Consider the following 17897-nt stretch of genomic DNA (forward strand, 5'->3'; position numbering starts at 1 on the left):
GGCCCGTCAGAGCATCCGCACGGCGCGCGCCGGCAGGAACTCGTCCGTATAGGCCGCCTCCGGCGCCGGCCGGTTCGGCAGCCTGAAGGTGTCCACCGTGGCGTCGATCTGCCGCTTCAGCCGGCCCGCCTCCACGAAGGACAGCCCGTGCTGGCGCACCTTGTCCGACAGCATCATCTCGTCGAAGGAGATCTGCTGCCGCTCCGTCTCGATCGCCACGTCCGTCAGCGGCTCGCGCGCCTTCAGCGCCACCACGGCCTCGGCGGGGTTCCTGTAGGCCCAGATCATTCCTTCGGTCAGCGCGCCCACCGCGGCCCGGATCGCCTCTGGCTTCTCCCGCAGGATCGCCCGCGTGGTCACCAGCCCCGAGCCATAGAAGTCCAGCCCGTAATCCCGGTAGAAGAAGACCCGCTGCTGCGGCCGGTCCATGCCCAGCGCCTTCAGCGACATCGCCGTGGAGGTGATGAACCCCGTGATCCCGTCCGCCCGCTTCTGCACCAGCATCGGCTCGCGCAGCTCGGGCGAGACGCTCATCCAGTTGATCGAGGACAGGTCGATCCCGGCGGCGCTCGCGAAGACCGGGAAGATCTGCCGCCCGCCATCGAACTCCGGCGCCGCCAGCGTCTTGCCGTTCAACTGCTTCGGCTCCCGGATCGGCCCGTCCATCCGCACCGTGGCCGAGAGCGGCGAGCGGTCGTACAGGATGGCCACGCAGACCAGCCCGCGATCCGGGTTCTCCGCCATGAAGCGAAGCTGGGAGGTCAGGTCCCCGAAGCCGAGATCATAGGTGCCTGCCGCGACATCCACGGGCACGCGGCCCGAACCGTAGCCACGGTTGATCGGCATTTCCAGGTTGTACTTGCGGAACAGCCCGCCCCGCTCCGCCGCCACGGCGAAGGAATAGCCGCCATGGATCACCCAATCGAGGGTGAAGCGCAGCCGGTGCGGCGCCTGCGCCAGGGAAAGCCGCGGAGCCGCGAGCAGTCCCGCCCCCACTCCAAACCCGAGCGCCCCGCGCCGGCCGATCCTCTGCGTCATGCTCCGCCCCCGTCTCCGTGAGCGGCCAGCCGCCCATCGTCACGCGTTCGGAACTAGCAAGAACCGGGCCGCGAGGCCCGGCCTGGCGCGGGCCGTTCAGGGGAAGGTCACGTTGGAAACGCTGCACAGGTTCACGGCACGGCGCTCCTCCGCGGCACGATCGTCATACTCCACGCGGATGTCGTAGGTGCACTCGCCCACCGGCAGCCGCACGGCGAAGGTGCCGCCCGGGGCAACCACGGCATCGCCCAGCCGGTCGTCGCCCCAGTTGCTCTCGGAGCTGGGGGAGGCCCGCAGCACCTGGATGGTCTTGCGCGTCCGGTTAACCAGGTTGAAGGACGGGTTGCCCGTCTGCCCCGGGGCCGCCGCCCCGCCGCCCTTGCCAGCGCCGGGGGAGGCCTGGGCACCCTGCCCGAAGACCACCTCGTTGAGCGGGCAGGTGTCCAGCGCGCGGCGTTCCTCGGACTGGCCGCCCTCGTACACCACGCGGATGTCGTTCACGCACTGGCCGGTCGGCAGCCGCACGGGGAAGGACCGGCCGTTCTGCAGAACGTTCCGCCCCAGCAGGTCCTGCCCCCAGGCATTCTCCTGCGCGGAGGACACGTAAAGCTCCTGGATCGTCCGGCCCGCCCGGTTCACCACGTTGAAGCTGGGATCGGCGTTCTGCGCCCGCGCCGGCGCCGTGGCCAGACCGCCGAGAAGAAGCGCAAGCGCCACAAGGCCCCGGCGCAGGAACGGCGAGCGCATCGTCATCATCTCCATGAGCATGTTGCAAGCAATGTTGAACGCGACACCGGACACGGAACAGACGGTGTTGCGTGATAAAGCCGTGAGCCAGCGGCGGCCTCAGCCCCCCGCGCGCATCCGCCCGGGATTCAGCCGCCCCCCAGGGTCCAGCGCCGCCTTCACCCGGGCGGACAGCGCGGCCAGCGCCCGTGGCTCCTCCGGGATCACCGGCACGGCGGCGCGCAACGGATCCGGTGCGCGGCACAGCATGAAGGTGCCGCCCGCCCGCCCGGCCGCAGCCATCACGGCCGCATGGGCCGCCTCGGTCGCGGCCGCCGCCACCCAGACCAGCCCACCACCCCAATCCAGCAGCACCCGCGCCCCGATCCCCCCGCGCAGCGCCGCCACCACGCCCGGCGCCCCGGACGGCCGCACCGAAACCCGCCACACCGCCTCGCCCGGTGCCGCCGCCAGGGGAGCCGCGTCGCGCACCGCCCGCCACAGCGCGCGCGATTCCTCGCCCTCCACCACCCGGCCGCCCGGCAGCGCCGCCTGCAAACGCGCCATGCGATAGGTGACGGAGGCCTCCACATCCTCCAGCCGCAGCAGCGCCGCGGGGCCGGAGACCCCGTCCACCAAGGCCGCCTCCGGCAGCATCGCCGCCCCCGTGATCCCGAAGGGGCTGGTCAGCCCCACCGAGAGCGCCGCCACCCCCGCCGCCTCGTCCGCCACCGGCAGCACCAATGTCGCCGTCCGCTCCCCCGCCGGGCCCACCTTGAGCGTCACCTCCGTCAGCACGCCCAGCGTGCCGTGGCTGCCCGAGAGCAGCTTGCAGAGATCGAGCCCCGTGACGTTCTTGTGCACCCGCCCGCCGGAGCGCAGCACCTCACCCTCGCCGTTCACGAAGCGCACCCCCAGCACCAGGTCGCGCATGGCGAAGCCCACCACCCGCCGCGGTCCCGACAGGTTGGCGGCCACCGTCCCGCCGACGCTGCCTCCGGTCTCGTCGCCGCTTCCCAGCAAGGCCCGCAGGTCCGGCGGCTCCGCGCCGATCTGCTGCCCCCGCTCCGCCAGCGCCGCCTCCACCTCGGCGAGCGGCGTGCCCGCGCGGGCACTGATCACCATCTCCTCGGGCTTGTAGAAGGTGATGCCCGAAAGGTTCCGCAGCGACAGCGTCCGCCCGGCCTGCACGGGCCGCAGCATGGCGGCCTTGGTGCCGCGCCCCACGACCGCCAGCGGAACCCCCTGGGCATGCGCCTCGGCCACCGCGGCGGAAACCCCGGCCTCGTCGGATGGCGCGATGCCGGATGCTGTCTCGACGCTCATGGGAACCCCGCCTGTGCCGCGCGCCGCCGGGCGTGCCGGCCCAGGCCTCGCGCATCCCCCGCGCCGGCGCAAGCCGGCCGCGCAATGAAGAACACCCTGCCCCCTTCCAGGGGCCTCAGTGGGCGGCGGGGGCCGGGGCCAGCGCGCCCTCCAGCGGAAACACCTTGGCCGGGTTCAGCAGCCATTCCGGGTCGAAGACCTCCTTCACCCGCCGCTGCTGGGCCAGCTCCGGCCGGGTGAACTGCACGCCCATCAGGTCGCGCTTCTCCACGCCCACCCCGTGCTCGCCAGTCAGGCAGCCGCCGACCTCCACGCAAAGCTTCAGGATGTCGGCGCCGAAGGTTTCGGCCCTGGCGAAGCTCGCCGGGTCGTTCGCGTCGAACATGATCAGCGGATGCAGGTTCCCGTCCCCCGCGTGGAACACGTTCGCCACCTTCAGCCCGCAGGCCTCGCTCATCTCCCCGATGCGCCGGAGCACATGGGGCAGCTCGCTCGTCGGGATGGTGCCGTCCATGCAGAGGTAATCCGGGCTGATCCGCCCCACGGCCCCGAAGGCACCCTTCCGCCCCTTCCAGATCGCGATGGATTCCTCCGCGCTCGCCGCCACGCGCATGCTGATGGGGTCGAAGCGCTCGCAGATGCCGCGCAGCCGCGCCAGCAGCACGTCCTGCTCCTCCGTGCTGCCCTCCACCTCGATGATCAGCATCGCCTCGGCATCCAGCGGATAGCCCGCATGGGCGAAGGCCTCGCAGGCATGGATGCAGGGCCTGTCCATGAACTCCAGCGCCACCGGGATCACGCCCGAGGCCATGATCGCGTCAACCGCGGCCCCGGCGACCTCGGTGGAGCGGAACGCCGCCAGCATGGCCCGCTGCCCCTCCGCCGCGCGCAGGATGCGCACCGTCACCTCCGTCACGATCCCGAGCTGCCCCTCGCTGCCCGTGATCAGGCCCAGCCAGTCATAGCCCGCGGCATCCAGGTGCCCGCCGCCGATCTCGATCACCTCGCCCTCGATGGTGACGAACTTCACGCCCAGCAGGTTGTTCGCGGTCACGCCATACTTCAGGCAGTGCGCCCCGCCCGAGTTCATCATGACGTTGCCGCCGATCATGCAGGCGAGCTGGCTGGACGGGTCCGGCGCGTAGAAGAAGCCCTCCCCCTCCACCGCCTTGGTGATGCCGAGGTTGGTCACCCCTGCCTCCACCACCGCCAGCCGGTCCGGGAAGGACACGTCGAGGATCCGGTTCATCCGCATCAGCCCGACCACCACCGCATCCGCCAGCGGCAGGGCGCCGCCCGAAAGGCTGGTCCCCGCGCCCCGCGGCACCACCCGCACGCCGTTCTCGTGGCAAAAGCGCAGCACCGCCGCCACCTGCGCGGTGGAGGTCGGCAGCACCACCGCCATCGGCGGCTGGCGATAGGCCGAGAGTCCGTCCGTCTCGTAGGGCCGCAGGCGCAGCGCCTCCGCGATCACGCCCTCTCCGGGCACCAGGGCCTGCAGCCCGGCGACGATCTCGTCACGGCGGGCCAGAACATCGGCCTTGGGCGGGGGAAGGGCGATCATCGGCGTTCCTTGGGGCTCTCGCGGCGCGGGCGGCTCGCCCGTTCAGCAAGAGGTGGCATCACACCGCGAGCCCGGCAAGCGCAGGCCCCTCAGGCCGTCCGCCGCGCCACCTTCGGCCGCTCCGCCAGCCCCCCACCAGGGCTCGGCCAGCACGTTCACGGCACGCCGTGTTGCCCGGCCAGCGCCTCGCCGGTCCAGCCGGAGGTCGGCAGCACCCGCAGCTCCGGCCGAAGCGCCCGGCCTTCACGGCCAACCCCACCCCGTTCATTCCCCTGGGCATCACCCCATCGGAGAAGGGGATCATCACGCCCCGGATCGCCGCCACGGCGAACGGGGCGGTGCGGAGGGAAGCTTACGCCATACGCGGGCAGGACCCGCCACCCCGGGCCGGGAACGCCACACACCTCCCCACCGGTGCCGGACGGCGTCCGCCCGCGCGATCGGCCTCACGCCCGGTCGGGCACGATGGGGAACGCAAAAAAACCGCCGGGCAAATCACCCGACGGCGCCTCAGTTGACGTCCGAACAAACCCAGGCCCGCGGCCAAAAGCCGCAGGCCGGCCCGCTTCAGCCCTGGCGGGCCTTCAGGCGGGGGTTCTTCTTGTTCAGCACGTAAAGGCGGCCGCGGCGGCGCACCAGCACGCAGTTCTTGTCGCGCACCTTGGCGGTCTTGAGAGAATTACGGATCTTCATCGGTCGGACCTGGTCACACGTCGAGGGGCGGGGCGACAAGGCCGTCCCCGAGGGAGGCGGCGGTATATGGGCCCCTGCCCCACGGGTCAACCTCCCGCAATGCCGGGGCAGGCCGAGAGGAAACATGACCGAGCCCGCTTCAGGCCGCCCCGGTGCCCATCAGGGCCAGCCCCTCGGCCACGGAGACGAACTCGCCGCCGCCAACGATCCGCTCCGGCCCGAAGCGGCGCGAGAAAATCGCCCGGACGGCCGGCACGAGGGAGGTCCCGCCGGTGAGGAAGACCCGGTCCACCGCCGCCGGGGCGATCCCGGCATCGGCCAGCGCCGCCTCCACTGCCTCCTCCATGCGCGCGAGGTCCGGCGCGATCCACGACTCGAACTCGGCCCGCCCGATGGGTGCCTCCACCTCGAAGTCCTCATGCTGGAAGCGCAGCACCGTTTCCTCGGCCGAGGACAGCGCCGCCTTGGCCGAGGACACCGCGCGGTAGAGCGCGTAGCCCGCCTCGTCCTCGATCAGCCGGATCAGGCTGCGCAGCCGCTCGGGATGGTCGGCCGTCCGCGCCACCTCCGCGATCTCGCGCAAGGTCCTGGGCCCGCGCATCAGCGGCAGCTGGTGCCAGCGGGCGAAGCTCGCATACCAGCCGGGGGGCACGGGCAGCGGCTTGCCCATCACCCGGTACTCGTCGCCCTTGCCCAGTCGGGGCGAGATCACCCGGTCGATGATGCGCGTGTCGAAGGCATCGCCGGCGAGCCCCACGCCCGCATGCCCCAGCGCCGTCACCCGCCGGCCGGCGCCGGATGCGCCGGGAAGCGGCGCGGGATCAAACCGCAGCACGGAGAAGTCGCTCGTCCCGCCCCCGAAGTCTCCCACCAGCACCGTTTCCGGCCGCTCGATCCCGCCCGCGAAGCGCTGCCCGGCCGCCGCCGGCTCCAGCGCCACCTCCACCGCGGGCAAGCCCGCGGCCGCGAAGGCGCTCCTCAGCCGCGCCTCGCCGAACGCGTCCTCCGCCCTCTCCCCCACGAAGCGCACGGGCCGCCCCACCACCACGCGGGCACCCTCCATCTCCGCCCCGAAGGGCGCCAGCAACTCCCGCAGGAACAGCCCGATCAACGCCTCCAACGAGAAGCGCCGCCCGAGGATCCGGGTCTCGGTGAAGCTCCGCTGCGCCAGGTAGCTCTTCATGGACATGACGAGGCGGCTGGCCAGCGGCTCCTCCAGATAGGCCTCGATCGCGGCCGGCCCCGCCGCATGCCGCGCCGCGCCCCCCACCGGGTCCGCCCAGAAGCACAGCACGGAGCGGAACACCTCCCCCGTGTCGTGGCGCAGCGTCACCACCGAGCCATCGGGGCGGAGCGCGGTGACGACGCTGTTGGTGGTGCCGAAATCGATGCCGATGACCGGCTGCCCGATGGCGGATCGCCCATCGGCACGTCGCTCGGCGCCCTGTCGCTCAGTGGCAGGTTGCATGGCCTCGGCTCCCGCCCGGAAAAGGGGGGCGGGTTCAACCCCTTCCGCGCGGCCCTGGCAAGGTCCTCAGGTCACGAGGGAATAGATCATCCGCACCGCCGTGATGCCGAGAAACACCGCGAAGGCCCGCTTCAGCGCCAGCGGCGGGATGGTGTGCGCCAGGTGCACGCCCCAGGGCGTCGCCAGCATGGAGGTCGGCACGATCAGGAGGCAGCCGATCAGGTTCACGTAGCCCAGGCTCAACGGCGGCAGCAACGGGTTCCCCCAGCCGGCATAGAGGAAGCCGATCGCGGCCGGGATGGAGATGACGATCCCGAAGGCCGAGGCCGTCGCCACCGCCGAGCGGATCGAGGTGCCGAACATGTTCAGCAGCGGCACGCCCACCGTCCCGCCCCCGATCCCCATCATCGCCGAGACGCCCCCGATGAACAGCCCCAGCACCTGCCGCAGGATCCCCGTCGGGAAGCTTTCCCGAAGCCGCGCATCCACGCCCGAGAAGCCCATGTTGAGCGCGACCAGCAGCGCGATCGCCGCGAAGACCGCCGTCAGCGTGGACCCCTTCACCCAGATCGCGATCACCGTGCCCACCAGCACGCCGACGATCAGCGACGGGATCATCGCCTTCAGCAACGGCACGTCCATCGCCCCGCGGGCGTAGTGCTTGCGCGCCGACTGAATGGAGGTCGGGATGATGGTCGCGAGCGAGGTCCCCACCGCCAGCTTCATCTGGATGGCCTCGGGGATCGACAGGAAGGGGAACACGTTGAACAGCACGGGCACGATCACGATGCCCCCGCCCACCCCCAGCAACCCCGCGAGCGTGCCCGAAACCAGCCCCGTGATCGCCATCACCGCGGCGAGCGCCGCGATCCAGACGGGGTCGTGCATGTGATCCATGGGCGTGTCCTGGCCTGCCTTGCGCGACCCGGGCGCCGCGTGCGGGGGCTGTAGGCCCGAAAACCGCCCCTGTCAGGGGGGTGCTTGGCCTCCACGCGGACAAGGGCGCATCATCCCCCCGTGCCACTCCTCACCGATCCCTGGTTCTACGCCCTGGCCATCCCCGGCTTCCTGCTCAACGGGATCAGCAAGGGCGGCTTCGCCTCCGGGGCCGGCAACGTGGCCGTGCCCCTCATGGCACTCGCCGTGCCCGCCCCCCAGGCCATCGGCATCTCGCTCCCCGTCCTCTGCGTCATGGACGTCGCCGGGCTCCGCGCCTGGTGGGGCAAGTGGAGCGGACGGGAGATGCGCGCCATCCTTCCCGCGGGGCTGCTCGGCCTCGTGCTGGGCGTCCTCGCCTTCGGCCTCATCCCCGCGCGCGGCATGAGCCTGCTGCTCGGCGGCATCACCCTGACCTTTCTCGCCCGCAGCCTGTTTCAGCGCTTCCGCGGCGGCACGCCGCCCCCGGAGCAGCCCAACGCCGCCAAGGCCTGGTTCTGGGGTACGGCCTCGGGCTTCGCCAGCACCGTCGCCCACACGGGCGGCCCGCCGCTGGCCATCTACCTCTACCCGCTGAAGCTCGACCGCGCGGCGCTGGCCGCCACCACCACCGTCTTCTTCGGGGTGATGAACTACGTCAAGCTCGTGCCCTACTGGGGCCTCGGCCTGCTGGACACGACCAACATCCTGACCAGCCTCGTCCTCATCCCCGCCGCCCCCATCGGCGTGAACCTCGGCATCTGGCTCCAGAGCCGCATCACCGACCGCGCCTTCTACAACGTGGTCTACGTCCTGCTCGCCATCACCGGCGCCAAGCTCATCTGGGACGGGCTGTTCTAAGCCCCTTGGCCTGACCACCGGAGAAATCCTGCAATGCCCGATCGTATCCTCGGCGTCCTCGGCGGCATGGGCCCGCTCGCCAGCGCCGAGTTCATGCGCCAGCTCACCCTCCTGACCCCGGCGGAGCGCGACCAGGACCACATCCCCGCCGTCCTCTGGTCCGACCCGCGCGTGCCCGACCGCACCACCGCCCGCCAGGGAGCCGGCCCGGACCCCCTCCCCGCCCTTCTCCGCGGCATCCGCGGGCTGGAGGCCGCGGGCTGCGGCGCCATCGCCATTCCCTGCAACACCGCCCATGGCTGGATCGACGGCATGCGCGCGGCAACCTCCCTCCCCATCCTCCACATCGTGGACGCCGCCGCGGAGGCCCTGCGCGAGCAGGGCATCACGCCCGGCCCCATCGGCGTCATGGGCACCGCCGCCACCCTCGCCATGGGCCTCTTCCAGGACGGCCTCCGCGCCGGCGGCTGGGAGGTCTCGGTTCCGACCGGGGAGGAGATGGCCCGCCTCGTCACCCCCGGCATCGCGCTGGTGAAGGCCAACCGCGTCGCCGAATCCCACGCCCCCCTGGCCGAGGCCGCCCAGGCCCTCGCCGCCCGCGGCGCCCGCGCCGTCGTCCTCGGCTGCACCGAGATCCCGCTTGGCATCGCCGCCGGCCCCGCCCAATCTTTCCCCGTCATCGACACCATCCAGGCCCTCGCGCTCGCCTCCATCCGCTGGGCCAGGAACTGAGGAGCGGCCACCGAAACTCCGCTTGCCCGTCTATTTTATCCAATCTACGTTCCGGTCACCGAGCAAAGGGACCTGACATGGCGAAGATCGGCTGGCAGGGCGTCTTCCCCGCCGTCACCACCCAGTTCCGCGACGACTTCAGCCTGGACCTGCCCGCCACCCACAAGGTGATCGGCAACCTCGTCCGCGACGGCGTCTCCGGCCTCATCGTCTGCGGCACCGTCGGCGAGAACACCGCCCTTTCCCTCGCCGAGAAGGTGCAGGTGATGGAGGCCGCCAAGGACGCCGCGGCGGGCCGCGTTCCCGTCATCGCGGGCATCGCCGAATTCACCACCGCCTTCGCGAAGGACACGGCGCGCGAGGCCGCCCGCATCGGCCTGGACGGCATCATGGTGATGCCCGCCCTCGTGTATTCCGCGAAGCCGCACGAGACCGCCGCCCACTTCCGCGGCGTGGCCTCGGCCACCGACCTGCCGGTGATGGTCTACAACAACCCGCCCATCTACAAGAACGACGTCACCCCCGACATCCTCGCGATGCTGGCCGACGTCGAGACCATCGTCTGCTTCAAGGAATCCTCCGGCGACACGCGCCGCTTCACGGACCTCCGCAACCTCGTCGGCGACCGCTTCACCCTTTTCGCGGGCCTCGACGACGTGGTTGTGGAAAGCGTGCTGATGGGCGCCGAGGGCTGGGTCTCTGGCATGTCCAACGCCTTCCCGGTGGAAGGCGAGACCCTCTTCCGCCTGGCGCGCGAGGGCCGCATGGCCGAGCTCATGCCGATCTACGAGTGGTTCATGCCCCTCCTGCACCTCGATGCGCGCCCCGACCTCGTGCAGTGCATCAAGCTCTGCGAGGCGATCATGGGCCGCGGCTCCGCCATCACCCGCCCGCCCCGCCTCGCCCTGCCCGAGGCCGAGGGCGCCGAGGTGGAGGCGATGATGCGCAGCGCCCTGGCGAAGCGCCCGAAGCTTCCCGATGTCGGCCTGAAGATCGCGGCCTGAAGATCACGGCCTGACCAGCGCGGCACGAGCTCAGAAAAGCGGGCACACGGCACCCCCATCCACGAGGACCATCCGATGAACCCCACCCGTCGCCATCTCCTCGCCGGGGGCGCCGCCCTCGCCGCCGGCGGCATGCCCTATATCGGCCCGGCGCGCGCGCAGTCGGGGGCGCCGCTGCGCTTCATCCCGTCCACGCCGCTGCCCTCGCTCGATCCCATCGTCGCCACCAGCTACGTCATCCGCAACCACGGCTACCTCATCTACGACACGCTCTTCGCGACGGATGAGAACTTCCAGATCAAGCCGCAGATGGTGCAGTCCTGGGAGAGCGCGCCCGACGGCCTGAAATGGACCTTCCACCTCCGCGACGGCCTGGTGTTCCACGACAACCAGCCCGTTCGCGCCGCAGACTGCATCGCCTCCATCCGCCGATGGTCCGCGCGCGACGCCTTCGGCCAGACCTTCGCCACCTTCGTGGACGGCTATGACGCGGTGGACGCCCGCACCTTCGCCATCCGCCTCAAGCGCCCCTTCCCGCAGATCACGGCGGCGCTCGGCAAGCTTTCGTCCAACGTCCCCTTCATCATGCCCGAGCGCGTGGCGAACACGGACCCCTCGCGCAACATCACCGACGCCACCGGCTCCGGCCCCTGGCGCTTCCAGGCTTCGCAGTGGGTGCCCGGCCAGAACGCGGTCTATGAGCGCTTCGCCGCCTATCGCCCGCGCGAGGAAGCCCCCTCCTGGGCCGCCGGCGGCAAGGTCGCGAAGATCGACCGCATCGAGTGGCTGGCGCTGACCGAGCCCGCCGCCGCCGTCGGCGCCATGATCCAGGGCGAGGTGGACTGGTACGAGCAGCCACCCGTGGACCTGCTGCCCGTGCTCAAGCGCGACCGCAACATCGCCATCCAGAACGTGCCGCTCGGCCTCATCCTGCTGATGCGCTTCAACCACACGCAGCCGCCCTTCAACAACCCGAAGGTGCGCCAGGCCGTCATGGCCGCGATGAAGCAGGACGACTACATGCAGGCCGTCGTCGGCAACCCCGAATACTACCAGGAGGCGAAGACCTTCTTCACCGCGGGCTCGCCCATGTCCTCCGGCGCGGGTGGCGCCGAGGCCATGCCGGGCGACCTCAACCGCGCGAAGGCCATGCTGCGCGAATCCGGCTACGCCAACGAGAAGGTCGTGCTGCTGGCCGCCGCCGACCAGCCCATCGCCTACAACCAGTGCCTCGTCACGCAACAGCTCCTGAAGAACCTCGGCATGAACGTGGAGCTGGTCTCGACCGACTGGGCCAGCTTCATCGGCCGGCGCTCCAACCGCGGCGGCGTCGATGCCGGGGGGTGGTCGGTCTTCCACACCCTCTGGTCCGGCGCCGACACGCTGAACCCCGCGCTGCACCCCCTGATCCGCGCCAACGGCGCCACCGCCTGGTTCGGATGGCCCGACGACCGGGAGCTGGAAGCCCTGCGCGACCAGTGGATCGCCACCGACGACCTGAACACCCAGAAGACCCTGGCCGCCCGCATCGAGCGACGCGCCTTCGAAACCGTGCCCTACGCGCCCGCGGGCAAGGTCGAACAGCCCATGGCCTACCGCAAGAACCTCACGGGTATGGTCCTCTCCCCCGTGCAGTTCTTCTGGAACATGGAGAAGAAGTAGCACCTCCAACGCAGGAAGCGGGGCACCAGGCCCCGCTCCCCGACCGGCCGGGGAAAACGGCCCCTACTTCGCCATGGCCGGCGCCCCGCGCTCCCCGCAGGCCCAGCCGTGCTCGTGGACCAGCCCGTCATCGTGGTCCACGGGCTCGCCGCCGATCCGCGGCGTCGGGCCGTGGTCGTCATGGAACTGCGCCGCCTCCGTCGAGGTCTTCAGCGCCGTGGTGGAGGACTGCCCGCCGCTCGCCGCCGTCGCCACCGCGTCGAAGTAGCCCACCCCCACCTCGCGCTGGTGCCGCGTGGCCGTGTAGCCGTCCACCTCCGAGGCGAACTCCGCCTGCTGCAGCTCCGAATAGGCGGCCATGCCGCGCTCGCGGTAGCCGCGGGCGAGCGTGAACATCGAGTGGTTCAGGCTGTGGAAGCCGGCCAGCGTGATGAACTGGAACTTGTAGCCCATCGCCGCGATCTCGGCCTGGAACTTCGCGGCCGCCGCCTCGCCCATCTTGCGCTTCCAGTTGAAGCTCGGCGAGCAGTTGTAGGCCAGCAGCTTGCCCGGGAACTCCTTGTGGATGGCCTCCGCGAAGCGGCGCGCGTCGTCCAGGTCGGGGTCGGAGGTCTCCCACCACAGCAGGTCGGCATAGGGCGCGTAGGCCAGGCCGCGGGCGATCGCGTAGTCCTTGCCGCAGCCGGGGCGGATGCGGAAGAAGCCCTCCGGCGTGCGCTCGCCGGTGATGAAGGGCCGGTCGCGCTCGTCCACGTCGCTCGTCAGAAGCTGCGCGCTCTCGGCATCCGTGCGGCACAGCAGCACCGTCGGCACGCCCTCCACGTCCGCCGCGAGCCGCGCCGCGTTCAGCGTGCGGATGTGCTGGGAGATCGGCACCAGCACCTTCCCGCCGAGATGCCCGCACTTCTTCTCCGACGCCAGCTGGTCCTCGAAGTGCACGCCGGCCGCGCCCGCCTCGATCATCGCCCGCATCAGCTCATAGGCGTTCAGCGGCCCGCCGAAGCCGGCCTCGGCATCGGCGATGATCGGCGCCATCCAGTGGGTGGTGTCGCCGCCCTCCTGCGTCGCGATCTGGTCGGCCCGGCGCAGGGCGGAGTTGATCCGCTTGATCACCTTCGGCACGGAGTCCACGGAGTAGAGCGACTGGTCCGGGTACATCTCGCCGTTCGAGTTGGCGTCCGCCGCCACCTGCCAGCCCGAAAGGTAGATCGCCTTCAGCCCGGCCTTCACCTGCTGCAGCGCCTGGTTGCCCGTCAGCGCGCCGAGGGTGGGCACGAAGGGCTCGCTGTGCAGCAGCCGCCAGAGCCGCTCGGCGCCCATCTCGGCCAGGGTGTGGCGGATGCGGAAGGAGCCCGAAAGGCGCTCCACATCGGCCGGGGTGTAGTCGCGGCGGATCCCGTCGAAGCGGCCAGCCGAGGCACCGTGGCCCGTGCCGGAACCATCGGGGGCAAAGGTGACGGGGGAGTTGGTGGGATTTGTCCGGGTGTGCATCGCATGTCCTCCTGCGCTGAGTGAATGATTGACATTGCACCGCGAGAAAGCGAGCGTTTCGGCGGGTTTGCACCGGTAAACCCGTGAAGGGCTTCACACTTCACCCTCGAAATACGTAAAGGTTGTAAATCGTGGCGCGTCCCATGATCGGCCGGGTGGTCCGGCGCCTGCGGCAGGAACGCGGCATCACCCAGGCCGCGCTCGCGACCCGGCTGGGCATCTCCGCCAGCTACATGAACCTTATCGAGGCCGACCAGCGCGCCATCACGGCCAGCCTCGTCTTCAAGATCGCCGACGCCCTTTCGGTTGATCTCGCCCTTCTCTCCGGCCAGGCGGAGGGCCGCATCGAGGCCGGCTTGCGCGAGGTCTTCCGCGACCCCCTGCTCGGTGCCGAGGCCGTGCCCGAGGAACAGGCCGCCGCCCTCGCCTCCGTGGCGCCGGACGCCGCGCGCGCCGTGCTTGCCCTGTGGCGCGCCTGGCGCGTCGCGCGCGAGGACTCGGCCGGCCTTTCCCTCCCCTCCGGCCGCCGCCTCCTCCTGCCCGGCGAGGAGGCCCGCGACGCCTTCCACGACGCCGCCAACCACTTCCCGGCGCTGGAGGAAGCGGCGGAGTCGCTTCGCCTCGCCCTCGGCGACCCCTCGCCTCAGTCACTGGACCACACCCTGGCCGAGCGGCTCCGTGCCCACCACAATCTGACGGTCACGGTGGGCGTCCTCCCCGGCGCCGCGCTGCGCCGCTACGAGGCCGCCACGGCCCAGCTCGCCCTCAGCGAAACCCTGCCGCGGGAAAGCCGCAGCTTCCACCTCGCCTTCACCCTCGCGCTGCTGGAGGCACGGGAAGCGGTGGAGCGCGTCATCGCCGCCATCGAGCCGAGCACGGAGGAGGCCGCCGGCATGCTCCGCATCGGCCTGCTGAACTACGTCGCCGCCGCGGTGCTGCTGCCCTACGCGCCCTTCCTGGCCGCCGCGCGTGCCCTGCGCCACGATGTCGCGGCTCTGTCGGCCCGCTTCGCCGCCTCCTTCGAGCAGACCTGCCACCGCCTCTCCACCCTCCAGCGGGAAGGCGCGCGCGGCGTGCCCTTCTTCTTCCTGCGCGTGGACCCCGCGGGGAACGTCTCCAAGCGCTTCTCCGCCGCGGGCTTCCCCTTCGCCCGGGGCGGCGGCTCCTGCCCGCGCTGGATCCCCCACGCCGCCTTCGCCACCCCCGGGCGGGTCGTGGTGCAGGTGGCCGAACTGCCCGACGGCGCCGAATTCCTCTGCTTTGCCCGGACGGTGGAGCACCCCGCCACCCGCTGGGGCGAGCCTGCCCCCGTGCAGGTGGTGGCCATGGGCTGCGCGATCGGCCGTGCATCGGAGGTCTGCTACGCGGACGGCCTCGACCTCGCCTCGGCCAAAGTCGGCATCGGCCTGTCCTGCCGCCTCTGCGACCGGCCGGACTGCCGCTCCCGCGCCTTCCCGCCGCTGGAGCACCGCCTGCTGCTGGACCCCGCCACGGCAGGGGCCCCCTTCGTCTTCTCGCGGCCAGGACCCGCCTGACGCCTCAATCCCCGGAGGCGAGCTTCAGCCCCACCAGCCCCGCCAGGATCAGCCCCGCCGAGGCCAGCCGCAGGGGCGTCGCCGCCTCGCCCAGCACGAGAATTCCCACCAGAAAGGCGCCCAGCGCCCCGATCCCCGTCCAGATCGCATAGGCGGTGCCGAGCGGAAGGCTCCGCATGGCCAAGCCCAGCAGGCCGACGCTCGCCACCATGGCGACCACCGTCAGCGCCGCCCAGCCCAGCTTCGTGAAGCCCTCCGAAGCCTTCATGCCGAAAGCCCAGACAACCTCCAGCAGCCCCGCGAGGATGAGTAAAACCCAGGCCATGGCGCGCTCCCGTCAGGCCCGGCCGCGAGAACCGGCCCTCAGGCGCGATTCGCGCCGGGGCCCGGCCTCAACGCATCAGTCGCACTCGCAGCCCTGCGTGGGCCCCGGATCGGCGCGGACGACGTGGTGGTCGATCCACTCCGCCACCAAGCGCCGCGCCTCGGTCATGCTCGCCTCGGGATGATGGATCCGATAGAGCGACGTGCAGGCCCCGAAGGCGCTGTAATCGCTTGTTCCCACGTCGCGCAACTCGCGATAGGCGGTCACCACGGCACGCTCGCAATTGCGGGCGATGTAGCTGTAGTCCTGCCCCATCCGATCGCACCCCACTTCCCATTTGCGCGGCTGTTGAGAATAACTCGCAACCGCTTGGCGTGTTATACCGATACCTGTACAAGCGTTCAAGTATGCCATGCCCCCCCGCATCGATTCGCCGGGGATGGCACGCGCAGATCCCGTTACGATCTCGACACCCTCGATCGGAATGGCCCTCAGCTCGCGGCCACCGCCCGCCCCACCGCCGCCAGCGCCGCGTCCCGCACCCCGGCCGGCGCGGCGGATTCGGTCAGATAGGCCGCCACCAGCACCGGCCGCCCGCCCGGCGGCCAGATCGCCGCCACGTCGTTGCTCGTGCCGAAGCCCGCCGCCCCGCTCCTGTCGCCGCAGATCCAGCCCGGCGGCAGCCCGGCGCGGATCTTCGAATCCCCCGTTCGGGAACCGATCATCCAGGCGTTCAGCACCTCCCGCAGCGGCGCCGAGAGCAGGTTGCCGACCAGCAGCCGCTCCAGGCTCACCAGCATGAAGGCGGGCGTTGTCGTGTCGCGCGGGTCGCCAGGCCGCCCCTCGCCGAGCGCCGGCTCCTGCCGGTCGAGCCGGAAGGCCGCGTCCCCCCAGTCCTGCGCGCGCTCGGTCAGGCCCTGCGGCCCGCCGACCAGCGGCAGCAGCAGATTCGCGGCGGCGTTGTCGCTCCAGACCATGACCGCCTCGAGCAGCTCGCCCACCCGCATCCCCTCGGGCCCCACCCGCTTCTCCGTCACCGGCGCGTAGTCCAGGAGGTCCGCGGCCGCGATCGGCACCCGCCGCTCCAGATCCTCCCGGCCTTCGTCAACCTCCCGCAGCACCGCGCCGGCGAGGACGAACTTGAAGGTGCTCGCCAGCGGGAAGCGCTCCGCGCCGCGCCAGCTGGCCCAGGCGCGCGTCGCCGTATCGAGCACCGCGACGCCGAGCCGCCCCCCGCCCGCCCGCTCGGCCTCGCGCAGCGCCGCCATGAAGCCGTCGCCGAAGCGCCCGCCGGGGGAGAAGGCGATCTCCGGCTCGCCGGCCTCGGCCGGCAAGGCTCCCTGCGCCAGCGCCGGCACCGCGTCGCCCAGCGCCAGCGCGCCCAGCAGCCCCCGCCGGCCCAGCACCGGCCTCACCCCTTCGCCACGGCCTCGGCGAGGGCCTGCCCGACCTCCACCGTGCCCGCGTTCCCGCCGAGGTCCCGCGTGCGCGGCCCGCCCTCGGCCAGCAGCTGCTCGATCGCCGTCGTGATCGCCCCCGCCGCTTCGGCCTCGCCCAGGTGCTCCAGCATCAGCGCCCCCGACCAGATCTGCGCGATGGGGTTCGCCACGCCCTTGCCCGCGATGTCCGGCGCGCTCCCGTGCACCGGCTCGAACATCGAGGGATGCGCCCGCTCCGGGTTGATGTTCGCGCTCGGCGCGATCCCGATCGAGCCCGCCACCGCCGGCCCCAGGTCCGACAGGATGTCCCCGAACAGGTTCGACCCCACCACCACGTCAAACCAGTCCGGGTGCTGCACGAAATGCGCGCAGAGGATGTCGATGTGGAACTGGTCCGTCTCCACGCCGGGATAGTTCTTCGCCATCTCCGCGAAGCGCTCGTCCCAGAAGGGCATGGTGAAGGTGATGCCGTTCGACTTGGTGGCCGAGGTCACCTTCCGCCGCGGCCGCTTCATCGCGAGCTCGAAGGCGTACTTCATCACCCGGTCGCAGCCGTGGCGCGTGAACACGCTCTCCTGGCTGACGAACTCGCGCGGCGTGCCCCGGAACATCCGCCCGCCCGAGGAGGAGTACTCCCCTTCGGTGTTCTCGCGAACCACGACGAAGTCGATGTCCTCCGGCCGCCGGTCCGCCAGCGGCGAGCGCACCCCCGGCATCAGCCGGCAGGGGCGCAGCGAGATGTACTGGTCGAAGTCCCGCCGCATCGGGATCAGCAGGCCCCAGAGCGAGACATGGTCCGGCACGCCCGGCCAGCCCACCGCGCCCAGGAAGATGCTGTCGGCACCGCGCAGCTGGTCCAGCCCGTCCTCGGGCATCATCCGCCCGGTCTTCTGGTACAGCTCGCAGGACCAGTCGTGATGCGTGAGGTCCAGCTCGAAGCCGAAGCGGCGCCCGGCCGCCTCCAGCACGCGAAGCCCCTCGGGCGTGGTCTCCTTGCCGATGCCGTCGCCGGGGATGACCGCGATCTTGTGCCTGCGCGCCATGGCGTTTTCCCTTACCCGTTCTTCCTCGCCGTCCTGCCCCCGGAACCGCCGCCGGGCAAGGGCCCTTCCCCGCCT

The 17897-nt window shown here is 71.4% G+C and carries 17 protein-coding genes; 5 read left to right on the plus strand and 12 right to left on the minus strand.

Going from position 1 to position 17897, the window contains the following annotated elements:
• Nucleotides 1–6: 6 nt before the first annotated feature.
• The 7 genes from ACFFIC_RS11720 to ACFFIC_RS11750 form a co-directional block, all read right to left on the minus strand.
• The gene (locus ACFFIC_RS11720) at nt 7–1038 is read right to left on the minus strand and encodes an ABC transporter substrate-binding protein (RefSeq protein WP_377050446.1); all 1032 of its coding nucleotides are present in this window, start codon (nt 1036–1038) and stop codon (nt 7–9) included.
• A 96-nt stretch (nt 1039–1134) separates the two neighbouring features.
• The gene (locus ACFFIC_RS11725) at nt 1135–1785 is read right to left on the minus strand and encodes a hypothetical protein (protein ID WP_377050448.1); all 651 of its coding nucleotides are present in this window, start codon (nt 1783–1785) and stop codon (nt 1135–1137) included.
• Between the two features lie 99 nt (nt 1786–1884).
• Entirely contained in the window at nt 1885–3090 is a 1206-nt protein-coding gene (locus ACFFIC_RS11730) for an FAD-binding protein (protein WP_377050450.1), read from the minus strand.
• Between the two features lie 115 nt (nt 3091–3205).
• On the minus strand, nt 3206–4654 hold the full coding sequence (locus tag ACFFIC_RS11735; RefSeq protein WP_377050452.1) for an FAD-linked oxidase C-terminal domain-containing protein: 1449 nt from the start codon (nt 4652–4654) through the stop codon (nt 3206–3208).
• A gap of 567 nt (nt 4655–5221) precedes the next feature.
• Entirely contained in the window at nt 5222–5347 is a 126-nt protein-coding gene (ykgO, locus tag ACFFIC_RS11740) for a type B 50S ribosomal protein L36 (RefSeq protein WP_377050454.1), read from the minus strand.
• A 139-nt stretch (nt 5348–5486) separates the two neighbouring features.
• Nucleotides 5487–6815: an Hsp70 family protein gene (locus ACFFIC_RS11745; RefSeq protein WP_377050456.1), complete on the minus strand. Its 1329-nt coding sequence runs from the start codon at nt 6813–6815 to the stop codon at nt 5487–5489.
• A gap of 66 nt (nt 6816–6881) precedes the next feature.
• Nucleotides 6882–7712 carry a sulfite exporter TauE/SafE family protein gene (locus tag ACFFIC_RS11750; protein WP_377050459.1) on the minus strand — a complete coding sequence of 277 codons (831 nt, stop codon included), beginning with the start codon at nt 7710–7712 and terminating at the stop codon, nt 6882–6884.
• Nucleotides 7713–7832: 120 nt separating this feature from the next.
• Here ACFFIC_RS11750 and ACFFIC_RS11755 point away from each other — a divergent pair, with 120 nt between their 5' ends.
• From ACFFIC_RS11755 to ACFFIC_RS11770, 4 genes are all read left to right on the plus strand, one after another.
• Nucleotides 7833–8591, plus strand: a complete 759-nt coding sequence (locus ACFFIC_RS11755) for a sulfite exporter TauE/SafE family protein (protein ID WP_377050461.1) — start codon at nt 7833–7835, stop codon at nt 8589–8591.
• A 33-nt stretch (nt 8592–8624) separates the two neighbouring features.
• Complete coding sequence (gene cuyB, locus ACFFIC_RS11760) at nt 8625–9323, plus strand: cysteate racemase (RefSeq protein WP_377050463.1); 699 nt, start codon at nt 8625–8627, stop codon at nt 9321–9323.
• Between the two features lie 77 nt (nt 9324–9400).
• On the plus strand, nt 9401–10327 hold the full coding sequence (locus ACFFIC_RS11765; protein ID WP_377050465.1) for a dihydrodipicolinate synthase family protein: 927 nt from the start codon (nt 9401–9403) through the stop codon (nt 10325–10327).
• 75 nt (nt 10328–10402) lie between these two features.
• On the plus strand, nt 10403–11989 hold the full coding sequence (locus ACFFIC_RS11770; RefSeq protein ID WP_377050467.1) for an ABC transporter substrate-binding protein: 1587 nt from the start codon (nt 10403–10405) through the stop codon (nt 11987–11989).
• Nucleotides 11990–12052: 63 nt separating this feature from the next.
• Here the strand turns inward: ACFFIC_RS11770 and aceA are convergent, their stop codons facing one another.
• Entirely contained in the window at nt 12053–13480 is a 1428-nt protein-coding gene (gene aceA, locus ACFFIC_RS11775) for an isocitrate lyase (RefSeq protein ID WP_377050469.1), read from the minus strand.
• Nucleotides 13481–13611: 131 nt separating this feature from the next.
• Between aceA and ACFFIC_RS11780 the strand changes: the two genes are divergently transcribed.
• Complete coding sequence (locus tag ACFFIC_RS11780) at nt 13612–15015, plus strand: helix-turn-helix domain-containing protein (RefSeq protein ID WP_377050471.1); 1404 nt, start codon at nt 13612–13614, stop codon at nt 15013–15015.
• 4 nt (nt 15016–15019) lie between these two features.
• On the opposite strand, the gene sugE is transcribed toward ACFFIC_RS11780, so the two are convergent.
• The 4 genes from sugE to ACFFIC_RS11800 form a co-directional block, all read right to left on the minus strand.
• Nucleotides 15020–15340: a quaternary ammonium compound efflux SMR transporter SugE gene (gene sugE / locus ACFFIC_RS11785; RefSeq protein ID WP_377050473.1), complete on the minus strand. Its 321-nt coding sequence runs from the start codon at nt 15338–15340 to the stop codon at nt 15020–15022.
• Nucleotides 15341–15415: 75 nt separating this feature from the next.
• Nucleotides 15416–15655: a hypothetical protein gene (locus ACFFIC_RS11790; RefSeq protein ID WP_377050475.1), complete on the minus strand. Its 240-nt coding sequence runs from the start codon at nt 15653–15655 to the stop codon at nt 15416–15418.
• A 176-nt stretch (nt 15656–15831) separates the two neighbouring features.
• Nucleotides 15832–16746: a class A beta-lactamase gene (gene bla / locus ACFFIC_RS11795; protein ID WP_377050477.1), complete on the minus strand. Its 915-nt coding sequence runs from the start codon at nt 16744–16746 to the stop codon at nt 15832–15834.
• 5 nt (nt 16747–16751) lie between these two features.
• A complete protein-coding gene (locus ACFFIC_RS11800) occupies nt 16752–17822 on the minus strand; it encodes a tartrate dehydrogenase (RefSeq protein ID WP_377050479.1) in 1071 nt (356 codons plus the stop codon).
• Nucleotides 17823–17897 lie beyond the last annotated feature (75 nt).

Origin of the sequence: Muricoccus vinaceus, from assembly GCF_042433125.1 — a bacterium.
GTDB classification, from domain to species: domain Bacteria; phylum Pseudomonadota; class Alphaproteobacteria; order Acetobacterales; family Acetobacteraceae; genus Roseomonas; species Roseomonas vinacea.

What these genes read in the sequence shown, in the direction of transcription:
- ACFFIC_RS11800 (WP_377050479.1), bottom strand. Translation starts at nt 17,822, where the DNA reads ATGGCGCGCAGGCACAAGATCGCGGTCATCCCCGGCGACGGCATCGGC.
- ACFFIC_RS11790 (WP_377050475.1), bottom strand. Translation starts at nt 15,655, where the DNA reads ATGGGGCAGGACTACAGCTACATCGCCCGCAATTGCGAGCGTGCCGTG.
- ACFFIC_RS11750 (WP_377050459.1), bottom strand. Translation starts at nt 7,712, where the DNA reads ATGGATCACATGCACGACCCCGTCTGGATCGCGGCGCTCGCCGCGGTG.
- ACFFIC_RS11745 (WP_377050456.1), bottom strand. Translation starts at nt 6,815, where the DNA reads ATGCAACCTGCCACTGAGCGACAGGGCGCCGAGCGACGTGCCGATGGG.
- ACFFIC_RS11730 (WP_377050450.1), bottom strand. Translation starts at nt 3,090, where the DNA reads ATGAGCGTCGAGACAGCATCCGGCATCGCGCCATCCGACGAGGCCGGG.
- ACFFIC_RS11725 (WP_377050448.1), bottom strand. Translation starts at nt 1,785, where the DNA reads ATGCGCTCGCCGTTCCTGCGCCGGGGCCTTGTGGCGCTTGCGCTTCTT.
- sugE (WP_377050473.1), bottom strand. Translation starts at nt 15,340, where the DNA reads ATGGCCTGGGTTTTACTCATCCTCGCGGGGCTGCTGGAGGTTGTCTGG.
- cuyB (WP_377050463.1), top strand. Translation starts at nt 8,625, where the DNA reads ATGCCCGATCGTATCCTCGGCGTCCTCGGCGGCATGGGCCCGCTCGCC.
- ACFFIC_RS11735 (WP_377050452.1), bottom strand. Translation starts at nt 4,654, where the DNA reads ATGATCGCCCTTCCCCCGCCCAAGGCCGATGTTCTGGCCCGCCGTGAC.
- aceA (WP_377050469.1), bottom strand. Translation starts at nt 13,480, where the DNA reads ATGCACACCCGGACAAATCCCACCAACTCCCCCGTCACCTTTGCCCCC.
- ACFFIC_RS11765 (WP_377050465.1), top strand. Translation starts at nt 9,401, where the DNA reads ATGGCGAAGATCGGCTGGCAGGGCGTCTTCCCCGCCGTCACCACCCAG.
- ACFFIC_RS11720 (WP_377050446.1), bottom strand. Translation starts at nt 1,038, where the DNA reads ATGACGCAGAGGATCGGCCGGCGCGGGGCGCTCGGGTTTGGAGTGGGG.
- ykgO (WP_377050454.1), bottom strand. Translation starts at nt 5,347, where the DNA reads ATGAAGATCCGTAATTCTCTCAAGACCGCCAAGGTGCGCGACAAGAAC.
- ACFFIC_RS11770 (WP_377050467.1), top strand. Translation starts at nt 10,403, where the DNA reads ATGAACCCCACCCGTCGCCATCTCCTCGCCGGGGGCGCCGCCCTCGCC.